At 70.5% G+C, this 16,868-nt stretch carries 14 protein-coding genes; 5 read left to right on the top strand and 9 right to left on the bottom strand.

The features are described 5' to 3' along the window. The 7 genes from ALMP_RS27065 to ALMP_RS27095 all read right to left on the bottom strand — a co-directional run. Positions 1-438, bottom strand: a 438-nt coding sequence (locus ALMP_RS27065; protein ID WP_264932947.1) for a Gfo/Idh/MocA family protein, incomplete at its 3' end; no start/stop codon positions are given. 4 nt (positions 439-442) lie between these two features. Continuing rightward, positions 443-2,179: a B12-binding domain-containing radical SAM protein gene (locus ALMP_RS27070; RefSeq protein ID WP_264932948.1), complete on the bottom strand. Its 1,737-nt coding sequence runs from the start codon at positions 2,177-2,179 to the stop codon at positions 443-445. A 49-nt stretch (positions 2,180-2,228) separates the two neighbouring features. After that, a complete protein-coding gene (locus tag ALMP_RS27075) occupies positions 2,229-3,956 on the bottom strand; it encodes a B12-binding domain-containing radical SAM protein (RefSeq protein WP_264932950.1) in 1,728 nt (575 codons plus the stop codon). Further along, on the bottom strand, positions 3,949-5,643 hold the full coding sequence (locus ALMP_RS27080; RefSeq protein WP_264932952.1) for a beta-ketoacyl synthase N-terminal-like domain-containing protein: 1,695 nt from the start codon (positions 5,641-5,643) through the stop codon (positions 3,949-3,951). The genes ALMP_RS27075 and ALMP_RS27080 overlap by 8 nt, the downstream gene beginning before the upstream one ends. After that, positions 5,640-6,539 (bottom strand): glycosyltransferase, encoded by a 900-nt coding sequence (locus ALMP_RS27085; RefSeq protein ID WP_264932954.1) that lies wholly within the window; start codon positions 6,537-6,539, stop codon positions 5,640-5,642. The genes ALMP_RS27080 and ALMP_RS27085 overlap by 4 nt, the downstream gene beginning before the upstream one ends. A 26-nt stretch (positions 6,540-6,565) precedes the next feature. Next, the gene (locus ALMP_RS27090) at positions 6,566-6,793 is read right to left on the bottom strand and encodes an acyl carrier protein (protein WP_264932956.1); all 228 of its coding nucleotides are present in this window, start codon (positions 6,791-6,793) and stop codon (positions 6,566-6,568) included. A gap of 80 nt (positions 6,794-6,873) precedes the next feature. Next, on the bottom strand, positions 6,874-8,775 hold the full coding sequence (locus ALMP_RS27095; RefSeq protein ID WP_264932957.1) for a KedN5 family methylcobalamin-dependent radical SAM C-methyltransferase: 1,902 nt from the start codon (positions 8,773-8,775) through the stop codon (positions 6,874-6,876). 488 nt (positions 8,776-9,263) lie between these two features. On the opposite strand from ALMP_RS27095, the gene ALMP_RS27100 reads away from it, so the two are divergent. Genes ALMP_RS27100 through ALMP_RS27110 form a run of 3 tightly spaced genes read left to right on the top strand, consistent with a single transcriptional unit; the run spans position 9,264 to position 11,461 of the window. Then, on the top strand, positions 9,264-10,262 hold the full coding sequence (locus ALMP_RS27100) for a PIG-L deacetylase family protein (RefSeq protein ID WP_264932958.1): 999 nt from the start codon (positions 9,264-9,266) through the stop codon (positions 10,260-10,262). A 36-nt stretch (positions 10,263-10,298) separates the two neighbouring features. Then, positions 10,299-10,934 (top strand): hypothetical protein, encoded by a 636-nt coding sequence (locus ALMP_RS27105; RefSeq protein WP_264932960.1) that lies wholly within the window; start codon positions 10,299-10,301, stop codon positions 10,932-10,934. Next, the gene (locus tag ALMP_RS27110; RefSeq protein ID WP_264932962.1) at positions 10,934-11,461 is read left to right on the top strand and encodes a hypothetical protein; all 528 of its coding nucleotides are present in this window, start codon (positions 10,934-10,936) and stop codon (positions 11,459-11,461) included. Before ALMP_RS27105 ends, ALMP_RS27110 begins: the two co-directional genes overlap by 1 nt. On the opposite strand, the gene ALMP_RS27115 is transcribed toward ALMP_RS27110, so the two are convergent. Both ALMP_RS27115 and ALMP_RS27120 read right to left on the bottom strand, forming a co-directional pair. After that, positions 11,462-12,541, bottom strand: coding sequence for a methyltransferase (locus ALMP_RS27115; RefSeq protein ID WP_264932963.1), 1,080 nt, complete (start codon positions 12,539-12,541; stop codon positions 11,462-11,464). Beyond that, positions 12,538-13,662 carry a radical SAM protein gene (locus ALMP_RS27120; RefSeq protein ID WP_264932964.1) on the bottom strand — a complete coding sequence of 375 codons (1,125 nt, stop codon included), beginning with the start codon at positions 13,660-13,662 and terminating at the stop codon, positions 12,538-12,540. Before ALMP_RS27120 ends, ALMP_RS27115 begins: the two co-directional genes overlap by 4 nt. A 270-nt stretch (positions 13,663-13,932) precedes the next feature. Here ALMP_RS27120 and ALMP_RS27125 point away from each other — a divergent pair, with 270 nt between their 5' ends. Then, on the top strand, positions 13,933-15,639 hold the full coding sequence (locus tag ALMP_RS27125) for a carbamoyltransferase C-terminal domain-containing protein (protein WP_264932965.1): 1,707 nt from the start codon (positions 13,933-13,935) through the stop codon (positions 15,637-15,639). Further along, positions 15,636-16,835 (top strand): DegT/DnrJ/EryC1/StrS aminotransferase family protein, encoded by a 1,200-nt coding sequence (locus ALMP_RS27130; protein WP_264932966.1) that lies wholly within the window; start codon positions 15,636-15,638, stop codon positions 16,833-16,835. The genes ALMP_RS27125 and ALMP_RS27130 overlap by 4 nt, the downstream gene beginning before the upstream one ends. Positions 16,836-16,868 lie beyond the last annotated feature (33 nt).

Genomic DNA, 16,868 nt, shown 5'->3' on the forward strand with positions numbered 1-16,868 from the left:
CCGCCGTGCGCCGGGCCGCACGGCGTCGGCGAACGCCTCCAGCAGCGGATGGAAGCGGAAGGGCATGTTCACCCCGAGCAGTTTCTCGGCCGCCGGATGGTCCGCCATCCGCCGCGCCTCCTCCACCGTGGCGGCGAGGGGTTTCTCGCACAGCACGCCGACGCCGGCGTCCAGTGCCGCCAGCACGGGTTCGGCGTGGGCGGCGTTGGGTGTGCAGACGCTGATCACATCCGGGCGGGTCTCCTCGATGAGCCGGTCGACCGAGGTGCCGGTCCACACCGGCGGCCGGTCCGCCACCAGCGCCCGGGCCCGCTCGACGTCGGTGTCCACCAGTCCCACCAGTTCCATGGTGTCCCGGGCGTCGACGCAGGGCAGGTGGTAGCGCTCGAACACCCGGCCGCAGCCCACGGCCGCGAAGCGGACTGTGTCGCGGGTCATCGCCTCAGCCCCTCACCTGGGCCAGGGCGTGCTCGCCGCACGCCCTCGCCGTCTCGACGACGAAGTCCGGGAAGGCGTGGCCGAGGTGCTCGCGGTCGTACGCGGTGATCATGGCGCGCAGTTCGGCCTCCAGCCGGTCGGCGAGCTGGGGCGGGTTCTCGTCGGCGAGCAGCAGCCCGGCGTTGAGGAAGGCGATGAGCAGCCCGGCCAGGCCCTGGTCCCAGCGGCGCAGCCGGCCCAGCAGGGGGCGCAGGGACTCGGCGTCCGTGCCGCGCCGGGCGCGGACGGCGTCCGCGATGCTCTGCGCCAGGAAGGGGACCTCGTTCTCCTTGCGGTCGTTGATCTCGGAGGAGACCCGGCTCCAGGCGGTCCAGAGGTGTTCCACGCGTTCGTCCTCGACGCGGTAGTCGCGACGGGCCTGCCGCAGCACCTCCCAGGCGGCGCCCTCCACCCCGGGGATGTCGGGCTCGTCGTACCGGGTGGCCTTGTCGTAGATCTCGGTGCCGCGCAGCGCGATGGCCCGGTTGATCAGGAAGAAGGGGTTCTCGCTCTCGTGCACCCGGGCGGCCACGATGAACTTCAGGTTCTCCCACAGCTCGTCGAGGGTCGTGCCCGGTTCGATCATGATCCAGCCGGGTTCGAGCTCGATGTTCTCCTGTTTGAACAGGCGGGCCGCGTCGAAGTTGTACTCCACCGTGGTGCCCTTGCGGAATCGCTTCATCATGCCGGGCGAGCCGGTCTCCATGCCGAGGAGCGCCAGGTCCATGCCGGCCCGGCGCAGGGTGCGCAGGGCCTCGCGGTCGATGAGGCCGGTGTCGACGCGGAACTCGCAGTGGAAGGTGATCTTCAGGTCGCGGCGGAGGATCTCCTCGGCGAAGCCGACGGCGTGGTTGTAGCCGTCCTGGAAGGCGCCGCCGAAGTTGTCGTCGTTGAACCACAGGAACCGGGTGCCGAACTCCCGCTGGAGGAACTCGATCTCGTCGACCGCGTCCTGCACCGGCCGCACGCGCCAGGGGCCGTCCACCACTCCGGGCTGGCGTGGGGCGTAGCAGAAGGTGCACTTGGCGTGGCAGCCACGGCTGGTGTACGTCGACGCGCGGGGCGTCGGGATGCCGTTCTTGCGGTGGTGGATCAGCAGGTCGCGGGCGGGCCAGGGCTCCTTGGCGAGGTCGGGCAGCTTGGGCGGGCCGCTGCTGCGCACCCGGCCGTCCTGCCAGAACCACAGGCCCGGCACCCCGCGCCAGTCACGGCCCGCCGCCAGGCACTCCATCAGCCCTTCCACCGTCAGCTCACCCTCACCGAACGCCACACAGTCCGCCTCGGGGACCCGCTCGGCGATCAGCTTGGCGTTGTACGTGCAGAAGGCCCCACCGATCGCCACGAACACCGACGGATCCGCCTCACGCACACAGCGCAGCAACCGCACCGCGTCGATGATGTGCAGGTCGTACATGATGCTGATCCCGACGAACTTCGGCCGCTCACGCCGGATCAGATCGACGATCGCCTCGTCACTGGGGTTGCGCCCGTGCAGGTTCAGCGCCCGCACCGAGTAGCCGCAGTGCCGCAGGTGGCCGGCGATGCAGGCCACGCCCAGGTTCTCCCGGACGCGCTTGTAGAACAGCCGCATCGCCGGATCCAGGGACAGGTACTCCTCGTCGTTGATGAGGACGTTCTGGTTGTTCAGACTCGCGGCGCCGGTGGGGATCTCCCGGGGGGTCAGCAGGACCACATCCGCCATGGCCGGTCTCCTTTCTCGTCTTCACGTGTGCGTCCTGGAACCGACCGGCTCACCCAGCCATGGCCTGCTCCCCGCAGAGCCTCTTGGTCTCCTCGATGAACACCTGATAGGGCTCGCCCAGCACCTGGCGGTCGTAGGCGTCGACCAGCGCGCGCAGTTCCGTCTCCAGCCGTTCGGCGAGCCGGGGCGGGTTCTCGTCCGCGAGCAACAGGCCGACGTTGAGGAAGGCGACGAGCAGGTCCGCGAGGCCGTCGGCCCATCCGCGCAGCCGGCTCAGCAGCGGGCGCAGGCCCTGCTCGCCCCGGGACCTGCGGGCCCTGGTGGCGTCGACGATGGTCTGGGCGACGAAGGGCAGTTCTTCCTTGCGGTCGGCGACCTCCGCGCTGACCTTGCTCCAGGCCGCCCACACGTCCTCGACCCGCTGGTCCGGGATCCGGTACTCGCGGCGGGCCTCCAGCAGTACGGCCCTGGCCGGCCCCTCGACGTCCGGGAGCTCCGGAGGCGTGGGGTCGGCGATCTTGTCGTACATCTCCGTGCCGCGCAGGGCGATGGCGCGGCTGATGAAGGAGAACGGGTTCTCGCTGACCGCGATGTCGGCGGCCACGATGAACTTCAGGTTCTCCCACAGCTCGTCCAGGGTGGTCCCCGGCTCGACCATGATCCAGCCGGGTTCGAGCTCGATGCCCTCCTGTTTGAACAGGCGGGCGGCGTCGAAGTTGTACTCCACCATGGTTCCCTTGCGGAACCGTTTGGCCATCGCCGGGGCCCCGGTCTCCATACCGAGCAGCGCGGAGGCCATACCGGCCCGGCGCAGGGTGCGCAGCGCCTCGCGGTCGATGAGGCCGGTGTCGACGCGGAACTCGCAGTGGAAGGAGATCTCCAGGTTCCGGCGCAGGATCTCCTCGGCGAAGCCGACGGCGTGGTTGTAGCCGTCCTGGAAGGCGCCGCCGAAGTTGTCGTCGTTGAACCACAGGAACCGGGTGCCGAACTCCCGCTGGAGGAACTCGATCTCGTCGACGACGTCGACCGGTGAGCGCACCCGCCAGGCGTTGCCCGTCAGGACCCCGGGTGCCCGGGGCACGTAGCAGAAGGTGCACTTGGCGTGGCAGCCACGGCTGGTGTACGTCGACGCCACGGGGGTGGGGATGCCGTTCTTGCGGTGGTTCACCAGCAGGTCGCGGGCGGGCCAGGGCTCCTTGGTCAGATCGGGCAGCTTGGGCGGGCCGCTGCTGCGCACCCGGCCGTCCTGCCAGAACCACAGCCCCGGCACCCCGCGCCAGTCACGGCCCGCCGCCAGGCACTCCATCACCCCTTCCACCGTCAGCTCGCCCTCACCGAACGCCACACAGTCCGCCTCGGGGACCCGCTCGGCGATCAGCTTGGCGTTGTACGTGCAAAAGGCCCCACCGATCGCCACGAACACCGACGGATCCGCCTCACGCACACAACGCAGCAACCGCACCGCGTCGACGATGTGCAGGTCGTACATGATGCTGATCCCAACGAACTTCGGCCGCTCACGCCGGATCAGATCGACGATCGCCTCGTCACTGGGGTTGCGCCCGTGCAGGTTCAGCGCCCGCACCGAATACCCGCACGACCTGAGATGGCCGGCGATACAGGCCACCCCCAGGTTCTCCCGGACCTTCTCGTAGAAGAGACGCATCGCCGGGTCCAGGCGGAGGTACTCGTCATCGTTGATCAGGACGTTCTGGTTGTTGACACTGGAGAAACCGGTGAGGATCTCCCGGGGTGTCATCAGGACCGCGTCAGCCATCCGTACTCACCTCCATGCGCCTGGCCGCGCCCCCCGTCAGGAGGAACGCGGCGTTGTTGCCGCCGAACCCGAAGTTGTCGACCATCACGGAACGGATTCCTTCACACGGCTCCGGATCGCGCAGCACCCGCACATGCCGCGCGTCGAGGGGCTTGCGCAGCCCCGGTGTGCCCGGCAGCACCCCGTCACGCAGGGCGTGCACCGCCGCCACGACGCCGGGGAACACCGAGGCGTGCAGCAGATGCCCGGCCGCGCCTTTGTAGGAACTGACCGGCACGCCCCGCCAGTCGTGCTCGGCGCCGATCAGGTCGAGGGCCAGCAGTTCGGACTCGTCGCCCTGGCGCGTGCCGGGGGCGTGTCCGTGGACGTAGTCGACGGTCGTGAGCCCCGCCATGGCCAGCGCCTCCCGCATGCACGCGGCGCCGATGTGCGCGTCGAGCCGGCTGACGCCCGCGCCCGCCACCCGGCAGGAGATCCCGCTGAGCGTCGCGAGGGGGGCGTGTCCGCGGGCCGCGGCGCGCTCGGCGGTCTCCAGCACGATCACCCCGGCGCCCTCCCCGATGGTGACGCCGGAACGGTCCTCGTCGAACGGGCGGGCGGCGGTCGTGGTCGTCGCGCGCAGCACGTCGAGGCAGGCGTAGTCGTACGCGTTGAGGGCCGACACCCCGGTGACGACCGCCATGTCGGCCAGTCCGCACAGCAGCCACTCACGGGCCATGGCCAGCCCGAAGGCGCCCGACGCGCAGGCGTGCGCCAGCAGCACCGCGTCCGGGGGGGCGATGCCCGCGCCGTCCCCGTCCCAGTCGGGCTCCACGGCGATCTCGTCGATCCGGGGGGCGTCGCCGACCTGCGGGAGGTGCGGAACCACTCCGGCGGACACCAGCAGGGTGCGGTCCGGCAGCGCGTCGAGTCCGGCCTCGCGCAGCGCCTCGGAGCGCGCGCGGTCCAGCAGCGCGCGCCGCGTCGGGCGGCCGGGCGGCGGCTCCACCGTCGTCTGGCACACGGTACGGCCGCGGAAGCGGGACGCGTCGAACCGGGTCAGCTCGGACAGTGCTCGCTTGCCGTCCAGCAGGTTTTGCCAGAAGGCGGTCCCGCCGTCGCCGAAGGCGGTGACCAGGCCGGTGCCGGAGACGACCACCGACGATCCGGCCGCATGGCCGGTGCCGTGGGCCGCGGGGGCGCCGTCGCCGGCGGTCACGGGGGCGGCCGCGACCCGGTAGCCGTCGCCGTGCGGGTCCCGTACGACCTCGCAGACGACCATCGCCTCGTGCAGGCCCGCGGAGACCGCCCCCCACGCCCAGCGCACCGCCTGAAGGGTGGCCGCGCGCGGGCTGATCAGCACATACCCGGGCCCGTGCCAGCCGCCGGCCTCCGCCAGCTCCTGGAGCAGCTGCGCCGGCTCCGGGGTCATGGCCTCGGACGGGCGCAGCCTGCGGCCGCCCGCCTCGGCCTCCACGCACCGGCTGACGTACTGGGAGGTGGCCGAGACGCAGTAGTCGGTGGCCGCCATGACCACGGGTGTGGTGGCGGGCAGGCCGTCCAGGGCCGCGGTCAGTACGTCGACGAAGGCGGCGGCCAGCGACTCGGCGGCGGCGCGCACGGACAGGTCCCGCCGGGGGCGGAGGTCGTCCAGCGTCCGCGGTTCCGTACCGCCCACGATCACCGTGGCTGCCGTCGGGGTGGTCATGACGCCGCCGTACCGGGCACCAGGGCGTCGTGCGGGTGGCCGAGCCGCTCGGCCAGTTCGTCGAGGGAGAGCCGGCCCGCGAGGAAGGGGCCCACGTCCGCGAGGCGCGGATCGCCGTGCCGGTCGGCCACCTGTCGCCAGAACCTGGGCAGGAGGTCGCCGGTGTCCCGGCGCGCCGTCGGCAGGTGGTAGGCGGTCTCGTCGAGGAGCTCGAAGGTGGCGCCCGAGGCGGCGAGCCGCAGCCCGAGTTCGAGGTCCTCGCCGCCCCACAGCTCCCCGTAGTGCTCGTCGAAGCCGCCGACCCGTTCGAACACCGTGCGGCGGACGCTGGTGCTGGTGCCGATGCAGCTCAGCCAGCGCAGCCCGGCGTACTCGGGCGAGCCCGTCACCTTCCGGGCGGTCCGCTCGATGAAGGAGCGGCGCGGCCCTAACAGCGGGACGGCGGCGGCCAGGTCGGCGACGGTGCCGGGCTCGATCGTCCGCCCGCGGGCGCCGGTCAGGCCCGCCCGCAACGGCCGCGGTTCGGGTGTCAGCGCGAACGCGGACAGATCGGTGACGGCGCCGTGCACGACGGCCGCGGCGTCGGGCCTCTCGTGGGCCGCGAGGTGCGCCGCCAGCAGGCCCGGGGTGGCCAGGGTGTCGTCGTCGAGGAAGAGCAGCAGCTCCCCGCGGGCCAGTCGGGCCCCGGTGTTGCGGGCCCGGGCGGCACCGCGCCCGCCGGTGGCCGCCGTACGGATCGGCAGCTCCCGCGCGAGGGCCGACAGCACCTGCTCGACCGCGCCGGGGTCCGGTGCGTCGTCGACCAGGACGACCTCGAACCGCTCGCGGTCCAGGGTTTGGTGGGCCAGGGCCGTGAGCGTGAGCAGTAATCGCGTGGTTCGGTCACGGGTCGGCACGACCACACTGACCGATACGTCGCCCGTCACGTCAGAGAACGGCTCTCGCCGGCCCTCTGTTCGAGGATGTAGGTGGCGAGGCCCTCGATGGAGAAGAGCGTCTCCTCCGTCAGGTCCTCGTCCTCGAACACGACGTCGTACTTCTCCTCGAGGATCAGCAGATACTCCAGGGCATCGAGGGAGCTGAACCCGTACTGGTCCACGAGGCTGGCGTCGCCCTCCCCGGGCGCCTGCCGGTGCTCTCCCTTGGTCATGCCCGCTGCGATCTCGTGGAGTTCCCGAATGAGCCCGGCGCGGTCCATCGTCTCTCGTCTCCCGTGATGAGGAATCTCGGTCAAACCTTGGTGAACTGTTCGTCGAGCTGCTGCTCGGTCAACCCGCGGAAGCGGTCCATGCGGAAGTAGTGCTGGAGGTCACCGCCGAACTCGGTCCGGTAGTAGAAGTCCTCGGTGTGCCGCTCGGGTTCGGTGCTCACCGTCTCTCCGCGCCGGAGCGCGGCGATCAGCCGGGGCACGGGGTGGGTGAATTCCGTGCCGCCGCGCAGGTACCAGCGTTCGCCGTACTTGGTGACGACGGGCAGGTCCTCCTCGGGGCCCGAACCGTCGGGCAGCGAGCGGACGGGCTGGCACAGCAGGTCGTAGCGGAACACCTCGTCCAGGACCGGCAGCAGCTTCTCGGGCAGGTCGGGGCGCATGGCCTCCTCCCACCACAGTCTCAGCAGCCGTTTGGTGAGCAGTCGCCAGACGTTGGGGTCGACGTTCTCGCTGGCGGAGCTGGTCGGCCGGGCGACCGCGTGCAGTTCGCGGACCTCGGGGTCGTCGCTCTTGTCGACCCAGTCGGAGAAGCTGAGGAGCACCTGTGACTGGGGGACCCCGGCGAGTTCGCGCAGGGCGACCCAGATGTTGTGCAGGAACAGACTGCGGCACAGCACCCGGTTCCAGCAGATGAAGCGGAGCATGCGCTCGTTGTCCGCGAGCGTCATGGTCTTGTGGGCGAGCACGTAGTCGAAGTCGTCCTGCTCGCCGCGCACGGTCACCAGCCCGTGCTGTTCCTGCTTGTCGTGGTACTCGGTGTTCGGCAGCAGCATCAGCGGGTGCACGGCGATGAACGGCGTGTGCCGTGCCGCCCGGTCGTAACCGTCCAGGAAGGAGGCGACGGTCTCCCCCGGCGCTCCCCAGATCAGCTCCAGGTACGGGGTGATGCCGTGTTCGGTCAGCCAGGCGACGAGGCTTTCCCAGTCGTTCAGCTTCATGTTCCGCCGGCGCATGAGATCCAGCACCGAATCGTCCATCGTCTGGAGGGCGAGGATGAAGGCGCTGTGCATCCCGGACTGCTTCATCTTCTCCATGATGCGGTAGAAGCCCGGGGACTTGTTCTTGGCCCAGGAGGTTTCGAGTCTCCTCGGGAACCCGTATTTGCTGCGCACCCGGAGCAGATCGTCGAGGAATTGCTCGTCCTCGCGCAGGAGCCCGAAATTGGAGTCGGCGAGCATGAGGATTTCGGCGCCGTGCCGCCCCAGGACCTCCAGTTCCTCGCGCAGCCGCTCCCGGGAGAACGCCCGCATCTTCTGCCCGGTGGCGCCTCCCCAATAACAGAAGGCGCACTTGTACGGACAGCCGCGGTTCGTCTCCATGAGCGCGTAGTCGTAGAGGAAACGCCCCTTTTCGTCGACCAGCGGTACCGCTCCGGTCAGGATGGGGGACGGCAGGATCTCGAGGTCCTGAATGCGTTCCCGCTCCGGAGTGGTGACCAGGTTTCCGTCGGTCTCCCGGAAGGAGATGCCGCTGATCCCGTGGAGTTCGTTGCGGCGGGCGCCGTCGAGGTAGCCGTTCATCAGGTCCCGGAAGACCAGCTCGCCCTCGCCGTTCACCACCACGTCGACCTGGGGGAACATACGGAAGACCCGTTCGGCCTGGTGGGCGACGTGGTTGCCGCCGAAGATGACCCAGCCCTGCGGGTTGACCTGCTTGAAGGTCTCCGCGAGCGTGCCGAAGGCGCGGTAGTTCCAGCCGAGTACGGAGAAGCACAGGATGTCCGGGGCGCCGTCCCGGACGAGGTCGCGGGCCATGGCGTTCAGGCCCGCGTCGCCCGGGTAGTTCCGGATGGATATGTCCATCCGGCGGCGAATGCGCTCGTCCGCGTCGGCGTAGGCCTTCAGGTAGCCGATGGCCAGCGGCATGGAGGCTGCGGAATTCCCCCAGACTCCTTGCTGTACAAGCAGTACGCGAGTCGTCATTCCCTGCCTCGTCCTCTAATCGGTCCGACGGGCCAAAACGCCCTTTGAGGCTACAGGAGAAGATCCCCCGTGCAATGGGGCCGTCGCAACAGAGCCTCGGGTATGACCGGCGGTTCCGTGCCTGTTCGGCCATGCGCGCATCGGGTCGGGTGTCACCGTCCGGGTACCAGCCGACGGCTCGTGACGTCTCCCGGCACAGGGCGGCTGACGTGGGAATTCGGCGGGTTCCGCACAAGCGGGTCCGGGCGTCGGCCGCGGGCCGCGAGGCGCCATGGGAAGCGGTCCCCGGGGCGGAATGAATGACCTAAAACCTCTGTGTGTGCACGGCCTGTGAAGAGTGATCACCACATTACCCGCCGGGTATTTTCGGCCACCCGGTCCGTCATTTTCTGCCGCTCTGCATCGCGCTCTGTGCGGGCGTGGCGGCGATCGGTATGCTCCGGGCCGTATTGCGTCTGTCATTCGTCACCGCCCGGGCTCGGAGTTACATGACAGAGATTCCTGACACGTGGTGCCCGACCGTCCTTCCGCATGTCGAGACGGTCGACGGCCGACTGCGTTTCATGGGGCGTCAGGTCGACGCCCTCGGCCCGCTGTCCGACCGTGAGGCCACCCTGCTGGCCCGCTGCGACGGCAGCCGGCCCCTCGACGGTTTCACCCCGGCGGAGCGCGCGGCCGTCGACCGCTGGCGGCAGCACGGGCTGCTGCTCATGGCTCCCCCGCTCACCCCCGGCCGCGCGGAAGCGGAACCGCCCGTGATCGTCTCCCCGCACCCGGACGACGCCGCCCTGGCCCTCGGCGGGACGGTGGCCCGGTGCGGCGGCCGGTTCCTCGACGTGTTCAGCGTCGAGACCTGGACCAAGGACCCGTACTACGCCGAACGCCCGGCGACGACCCGGCGCCTGCTGCTGGACGAGGAGACGGTCGCCGCCCGGGTGCTGCGCGCCGGCGTGGAGCTGCTCGGGTTCGTCGACGCCGCCGACCGGGACCTCAGACGGGACCGCTTCTTCACCGACCCGGCCTGGTCCGACGGCTTCGCGCGGGAGGAGCCGGAGCTCTTCGACGCCGTCACCGAGCGGCTCGCCGCCCTGCTGTCCGGCGCCGGCCAGGTCTACGCGCCCCTGGGCGTCGGCGGCCACGTCGACCATGTCGCCTGCCGTGAGGCGGTGCTGGAACTCGTCCGCGGCGGGCGGCTCGGCGAGGCGCGCATCGCCTTCTACGAGGACCAGCCGTACGCCCTGTTCTCCTCGGCGGAGGAGACCGCGCGCAAGCTCGGCGCGCGCCTGGCCGAGGCGGGGCTCGGCGACCTGCACCCCGAGCTGCTGCCCGTGGACGACACGGCCGCGCTCACCAAGTGCGAGGCGCTGGGCGCCTACCGCATCCAGGTGCGCAAGGGCATCGTCCGGCGCGTCCACCGCCACGACGTACGTCTCGCGCGGGACTCGGGCGTCCCGGCCGCCGAACGGGTGTGGCTGCTGCGCAAGTGACCGTCCCCCACGACAAGCAACCGTGAAGGGTTTCCCATGTATGCACTGGCCCAGTCCCTGACCGCGTCGGACCTGGAGGTCCTCGCGGACGCGTGCGCCGAGGTGGGTCTCACCCTGCATGTGACGGATCCCGAGGCGGACCACGCGCCGCCGCCCGGCGCCCTGCTGGTCGCCTTCCACCGGGTCGCCGCCGCCCGGCCGGACGATCTGTCCGTGGAGGACCTCAAGGGCAGGGGCGGCTACGTCGTGGCCGTGCTGGACCGGATCTCGGCCACCGACGTCCTGGCGGCGGTCTCCAGCGGCTTCAGCTTCACGCTGGCCAGCCCCCTGCGGCGGGCCCGGCTGGTGGAGACCCTCAGCTACCTGAAGAGCGTCACACCGTCCGAGAACACGCAGGTGCTCACCCTGGACGGGAAGGGATCACTGAGCTCCCCGGCGAAGTCGTCGCCGGTGACCGACGCCGAGGCGAACCTGCTGCGCCTGCTGTCCGACCGTCCGGGCCAGATCGTCTCCCGCGAGGAGCTGACCGAGGCCACGGGCGGGGAGGACGTGAACAAGGTGACATCGGTCCTGAAGCAGAAGCTGCTGGACATCGAATCCGGAGCGAAGCTCCTGAAGATCCCGCACCTGGGCTTCCGGCTGGTGGGCACGGTCCACGAGGGCGGGAACTGATGCGGGCGGTGGTGCTCACCGGCGCGCCCGGCGTGGGCAAGACCAGGCTGGGGCACCAGCTGGTGACCCGCTACGGCGTGCCGGCCGCCGCGATGGACTGCGATCCCGTGGTCCATCCCTGGAACGGCGGCGAGGAGATCTACGACCTGATGGCCGCGACCGTGCGCGCCGCCCTGCCCGTCTACGGGGCGTGGGGGGCGCGCGTCGTGGTCGTCAGCGGGGTGGTCCTCGTGGGCCGCGCCTACGAGCGCTTCCAGAAGGTGTTCGAGGAACTCGGCGTGGACGCCGTCTACTACGGCCTGCGGGCCGGGACCGAGGCGCTGGCCGCCCGCATCGAGAACGACGCGGGCGGCCTCCACTTCATCGAGGGCCGGCTGGCCGAGCGGCACCTCGACGCGGAGGTGCCCGATGTGCCCGGCGTCCGGCTGGTCGATACCACGCGGCTGACCCTGATGGAGGTGACGGACGCGGTCGCGGCCCGGGAACGCGCCGAGCTGGGGCCGCGATGGCTGCCGCCACCCGGGTGATCACCGGAAGCGGCCGACCTCCAGGCCCTCGTCGCCGCGTCGCACCGAGAGGACGAATCCGTAGTAGTGGGTGGCCCCGATCCCGGTGACGTACTCCCGGACCTCGTCCCCGAGCGGGCCGGTGAGCTGCTGCTGTTCGTCGCGCGGGGCGAAGGCCGGCCAGCGCGGGGGTGTCGAGGGCCGCAGCAGCAGCCGTCCCGAGACCCCCAGGCGCCGCAGTTCGGCCTCCAGTTCGGAGACGAAGAACGGCCCCCGCTCGTCCCCGTAGGCCGCGGCCTGGAGGAGGGCCTCGCCGGCCTCGGTGAGCAGCCCGGGGACCTGGCGCAGCAGCTCCCAGAAGAACTCCAGGCCGTCCAGCCCGGCCTCGCCGGCCAGCCAGCCGAGCGAGCCGCGTCGCAGCGGCAGGCAGGGCGGGTTGGAGATGACGAGGTCGAAGCGGGAGTCCAGCGACAGGGACATGATGTCCCCCTCGACGGCGGTCAGCCGGTCCCCCAGCCCGTTGATGTGGGCGTTGAGCGTGGCGGCCGCCGTGCACTCCGGGTTGACGTCGACCGACACCACGTCGGCGCCGTTCCTGGCCGCCGACAGGCCGAGGATGCCGGTGCCGCAGCCGAGGTCCAGGGCGGAGCGGACCCCGCGGCGCGCCGCCACCAGCCGGGACAGCGTCATCGAGTCGGTGCCGACCCAGGGGGCGTACGATCCGGTGTCCCGCCCCGCGGCCCGCCAGGCGGCGAGCAGCGCCATGCCGTCCCCGCGGACCAGGCAGTAGTCGGCCGACACCTTGCCGGACTCCTCGGACAGCACCCGGGCGCGCAGCAGCAGGTCGAGCAGCGGGCCGGGGACCTCCGCGCGGACGTCGGACTCGGCGACCCGGTCGCCGAAGACGAACAGGGAGGACAGGACGGACTCGGCGGACAGGGTGGTGGAGATCGCCGCCAGTGTGTCGGCGTTCCGCCACGGGGCCAGTTCACCGAGCCAGTCCCCGGCGAGTGTGAGCAGGTCGTGCTGCGGCAGCGTGAGCAGCCGATGCAGGCCGGCGTCGGCGAAGTCGTCGCCGGACATGCCGTCCACGGAAATCATGACGTCTCCTCAGGGCCTTGGTGTTCCGGCTCGAAGATCGGCGTGAACGCCGCTTTCAACTCCCGCAGCCGCTCCAGCGCGCGGGGCCCGGAGTACGGGGCGCAGCGCGCGATTTCCTCCTCCGAGATGCCGCCGAACAGATAGAGATTGACGACGTCGATCGGGCCGGTGCAGCTCTTGCAATACGGAAAGCGTGGGCGGGGCTGCATGAACATGTCGTAGTGCTGGTGTTTCCCGAACTGTTCGTGAATCAGTTCGGGATTCTCCTTGATGTTGCCCATCGGTTTGAGCCATGCGTACGGGCAGCACGACACGTCTCCCTGACCGAAGAGCTGCACCATGGTGGCCGTCGCGTAGCACCGCAGTGTGCGGACGCCGGTGCGGAGTTGATTCCCTATGTGTTCCACGAAGGCGCGCGGCGGAAGGACCGGGTACAACTCGTCGTAGCGCTCCAGCAGTGGCGCGAAATGGTCGCCGAGCGGCGGCGCGTGGGTCGTCCTGGTCTCTCCGCGGACCGGGAAGAAGTACAGCATCACGCCACGCCCGTACCGCTGGAGCAGGAACTCGGCGAAGTCCGCCTGGCCGGTGGCGTTCAGGTCGCTGATCACCGACTGGATCTCGATCGGGATGCCCAGCTCCACCGCGTGGTCCAGGTGGCGCATGATCACGTCGAAGAGCCGGTGCTGCTTCGGCGGCAGCCGGTGGCCGTTCATCTCCAGCGTGTGGCCGTCCAGGGAGAGGCACAGCTGGACGTTGCCGAGCGCGGCGAGCGCCTCCAGCCGGTGCGGCGTCAGGAAGGCGCCGTTGGTGATGACCTGCACGACCTCGTACTTCTCGCTGCACTCCGCGACGAATTCGGTGGAGCCCTTCAGCCAGAAGAACTCGCCGCCGCTGAGGCGCATGATGGGGCTGTCGACATGACGGTGGTAGGCGTCGAGGATCTCGTGCCAGTCCGCGCGCCGGTCGGTGGTCAGACGCAGCCTGGCGTCGGGGACCGCCATCAGGAGGTTGAAGTCCTCCGTGAGGCAGTAGGAACATCTCATCTGGCACAGCTGCTCCTCGATGACCATGTCGTTCATGAGGAGCTTGAGGCGCTGCTGCCCATCGCGATGCGCGAACATCGCATCACGGTAATGACTTTTCAGGGCCATGCCTTATCACCGCACCCAGGTCGTTTTCGCGCATGACTCACCGTCGGCCGACGAGTCTAAGTACGCCCGGAAGTCAGGGTCAATGTGCCCACCCCACGCAGTGGCGGTTCGACTGGAACTCGACGTGATCCGGCCGGAGGATGGCTCATCTTCACCTAACGGCCGACCAGTTGACACGGGGTAGCGTTGCGTCCGTACTCGCCAAATCAGTAGGCCTGAACTGGCAGTAAGGACGGCAGGATGCTCACTCTGGGGCTCGGCGGTTCCAACCATGACTTCTCGGCATGTCTGGTCGAGAACGGTGAGATCGTCGTCGGTATTGAAGAGGAGCGGCTGACCCGCCGCAAATACGCCGTCAATGTGAATTCCCTGGCGAACGAGTGCTGGCGCTATTGCCTGACCACACGCGGGGTCCGGCTCGCCGAGGTGGAGGCGGTCGTCGCGGACGACACGCTGCTGCCCAGTTGCTACTTCCCGTTCCGCAGCAAGACGACCCTGATCCGGCATCACATGGCGCACGCCACCAGTGCCTTCTACCCCTCGCCCTTCCCGGAGGCCGCGATCCTGGTGGTCGACGGCGCCGGCAGCCTGTTCGAGGGGCAGGGCGTGGAGACCCTGACCATGTCGGTCGGCAACGGCACGGAGATCACCGAGATCTCCAAGGTGTACGGGACCAATTGGAGCACCGACGGCCTGCGGGAGACCCGCGTCTACCAGGCCGGGGACAGCGACCACTCGCTGGGCTTCATGTACAAGGCGGTCAGCCGGGCCATCGGCTTCACCCTCTACGAGGAGGGCCCCTGGTACCTGACCGAGGACGGCAAGACCATGGGCCTCGCCCCCTACGGGGGCGACCGCTACCGGACGGAGTTCCACCGCTATCTCGACCTGCTGCCGGAGGGGCGGTTCGCGCTGCACCTGAAGGACGGCGGACTGCTGCACTTCGTCGAGCACGCCCTGGACGGGCTGGAGGGCGACGAGCGCTTCGCACGCGGCGCCGACCTCGCCTGGGCCGCCCAGGACCTGCTGGAGACCGCCGTCCTGCACGCCGCCGAGTGGCTGCACCGGGAGACCGGGCTGACCCGGCTCTGCCTGGCCGGCGGTGTCGTCCTCAACTCGGTGGCGAACGGCAAGATCCTGCGGAACACCCCGTTCACCGACATCTACGCCCAGCCGGCCGCGGGCGACAACGGCTGCGCGGTCGGCTGCGCCTACTACGGCTACCACGTCCTCGGTGAGCGGCCCCGACCGCGCGGCCCGAAGGCACCGAAGAGCGCGCCCCGGCCGCAGACCCACACCTACCTCGGCCGTTCGTACAGCACCGAGGAGATCCAGGCCGCGCTGGACGCCTCCGGTCTGCCGCACCGGCGGGTGGAGCACCCGGCCCGGCTGGCGGCCGAACTCCTCCCGCAGGGCGCGCTCATCGGCTGGTTCACCGGTGGCTCCGAGTTCGGGCCGCGTGCCCTCGGCCACCGCAGCATCCTCGCCGACCCCCGCCGCGCGGAGATGAAGGACATCCTCAACGCCAAGGTCAAGCACCGCGAGGCGTTCCGGCCGTTCGCCCCCGCCGTCCTCGCCCACCGGGCCGCCGAGTACTTCGACCTCGACATCGAGTCGCCGTACATGCTGATCGTCGCGCCGGTGCGGGAGGACAAGCGCAAGGAGGTGCCGGCGATCACCCACGTCGACGGGACCGCGCGGGTGCAGACCCTGACCCCGGAGGCGAACGGCCCCTTCTACGACCTCGTGGAACGGTTCGGTGAGCTCACCTCCGTGCCCGTGGTGCTCAACACCTCCTTCAACGACCGGGGCGAACCGATCGTGGAGACCCCCGAACAGGCGCTGGCCTTCTTCGGGCCGAGCCAGCTCGACTACCTCTTCCTGGAGGACTTCGTGGTCGCCCACAGCGCGACGGACCTCGACACGGTGACGGAGGGGGCCGCGTGAGCGACGCCCCGAAGATGCGGTACGAGACTTGGCGGGCCCTCGCGCTGTGGGGGGAGGAAGAGGAGGCCGCAGCCCTGGAGGTGCTCAGGTCGCGGTCGCTGTTCCGCTACTACGGGCCGGACCTGCGCCACCGCACCGACGCCTTCGAGGCCGCGTTCTGCGAGGTGACGGGGGTCGCGCACACGGTCGCCGTGTCGTCCGGCACCGCCGCGCTCACCGCCGCGATGATCGGGCTCGGCATCCCGCCCGGGGCGGAGGTGATCGTGCCCGGCGTGACCTTCGTCGGCAGTGTGAGCGCCGTCGTCGCGGCCCGGGGCGTCCCCGTCTTCGCGGAGGTCGACGACTCGCTGACCCTGGACCCCGCGCACCTGGAGGAACGGATCACCGGGCGCACCTGGGGCGTGATGCCGGTGCACCTCAACAACGTCGCCGCCGACATGGGGCCGATCCTCGAGGTCGCGCGCCGGCACGGGCTGCGGGTGATCGAGGACGCGGCGCAGGCCGCCGGTGTCAGCTACGGGGGACGGCCCGTGGGCGGGCTCGGTGACGCGGGCGCCTTCAGCTTCCAGCTCGACAAGAACATCACCGCCGGCGAGGGCGGCGCGGTCACCGTGTCCGACGCCGACGTGTACGACCGGGTGGCCCGTTACCAGGACCAGGGCGGCCAGTTCACGACCTCCAAGGGCGCCACGCGCGGCACCGGCGACCATCCGCCGTTCGTCGGCGCCAACCTGCGCATGACGGAGCTGACCGCCGCCATCCTGTCCGCGCAGCTGCCCCGGCTGGTCCCGATGTGCCGGCGGCTGCGCGACGTGGCCCGACAGGTGCGCGGCGAGACGGCCGACCTGCCGATCCGCTGGCGGCGGCTGCCGGACGAGGACGGCTCGGGCGGCGATCTCACCCTGTTCCTGGACTCGCGCCTCCAGGCGCGCGCACTGGTCGCCGACCTGAACGCCGCCGGCATCCCCGCGCACACCATGTACCAGGGGCAGCCGGTCACGGCCAACCGCGCGGTGCGGGAGGGGCGTACGCCCTGGGGCGTGGAGTGGGAGCGCCCGCCGCGTCTGCGGACCAGCGAGGCGCTGCTCGGCCGCTCGGTCACCATCGGCCTGGGGGCCGCCATGACCGACGAGGACGTCGACGCCCTCGTCATCGCCTTCCGCAAGTCCTACCAGGACATCACCCGAGCCCAGTGAACGGACAGCACCCGCCGACAGTGGAGCGACGCA

Origin of the sequence: Streptomyces sp. A012304, assembly GCF_026008495.1 — a bacterium.
In the GTDB taxonomy this organism is placed as follows: Bacteria; Actinomycetota; Actinomycetes; order Streptomycetales; family Streptomycetaceae; genus Streptomyces.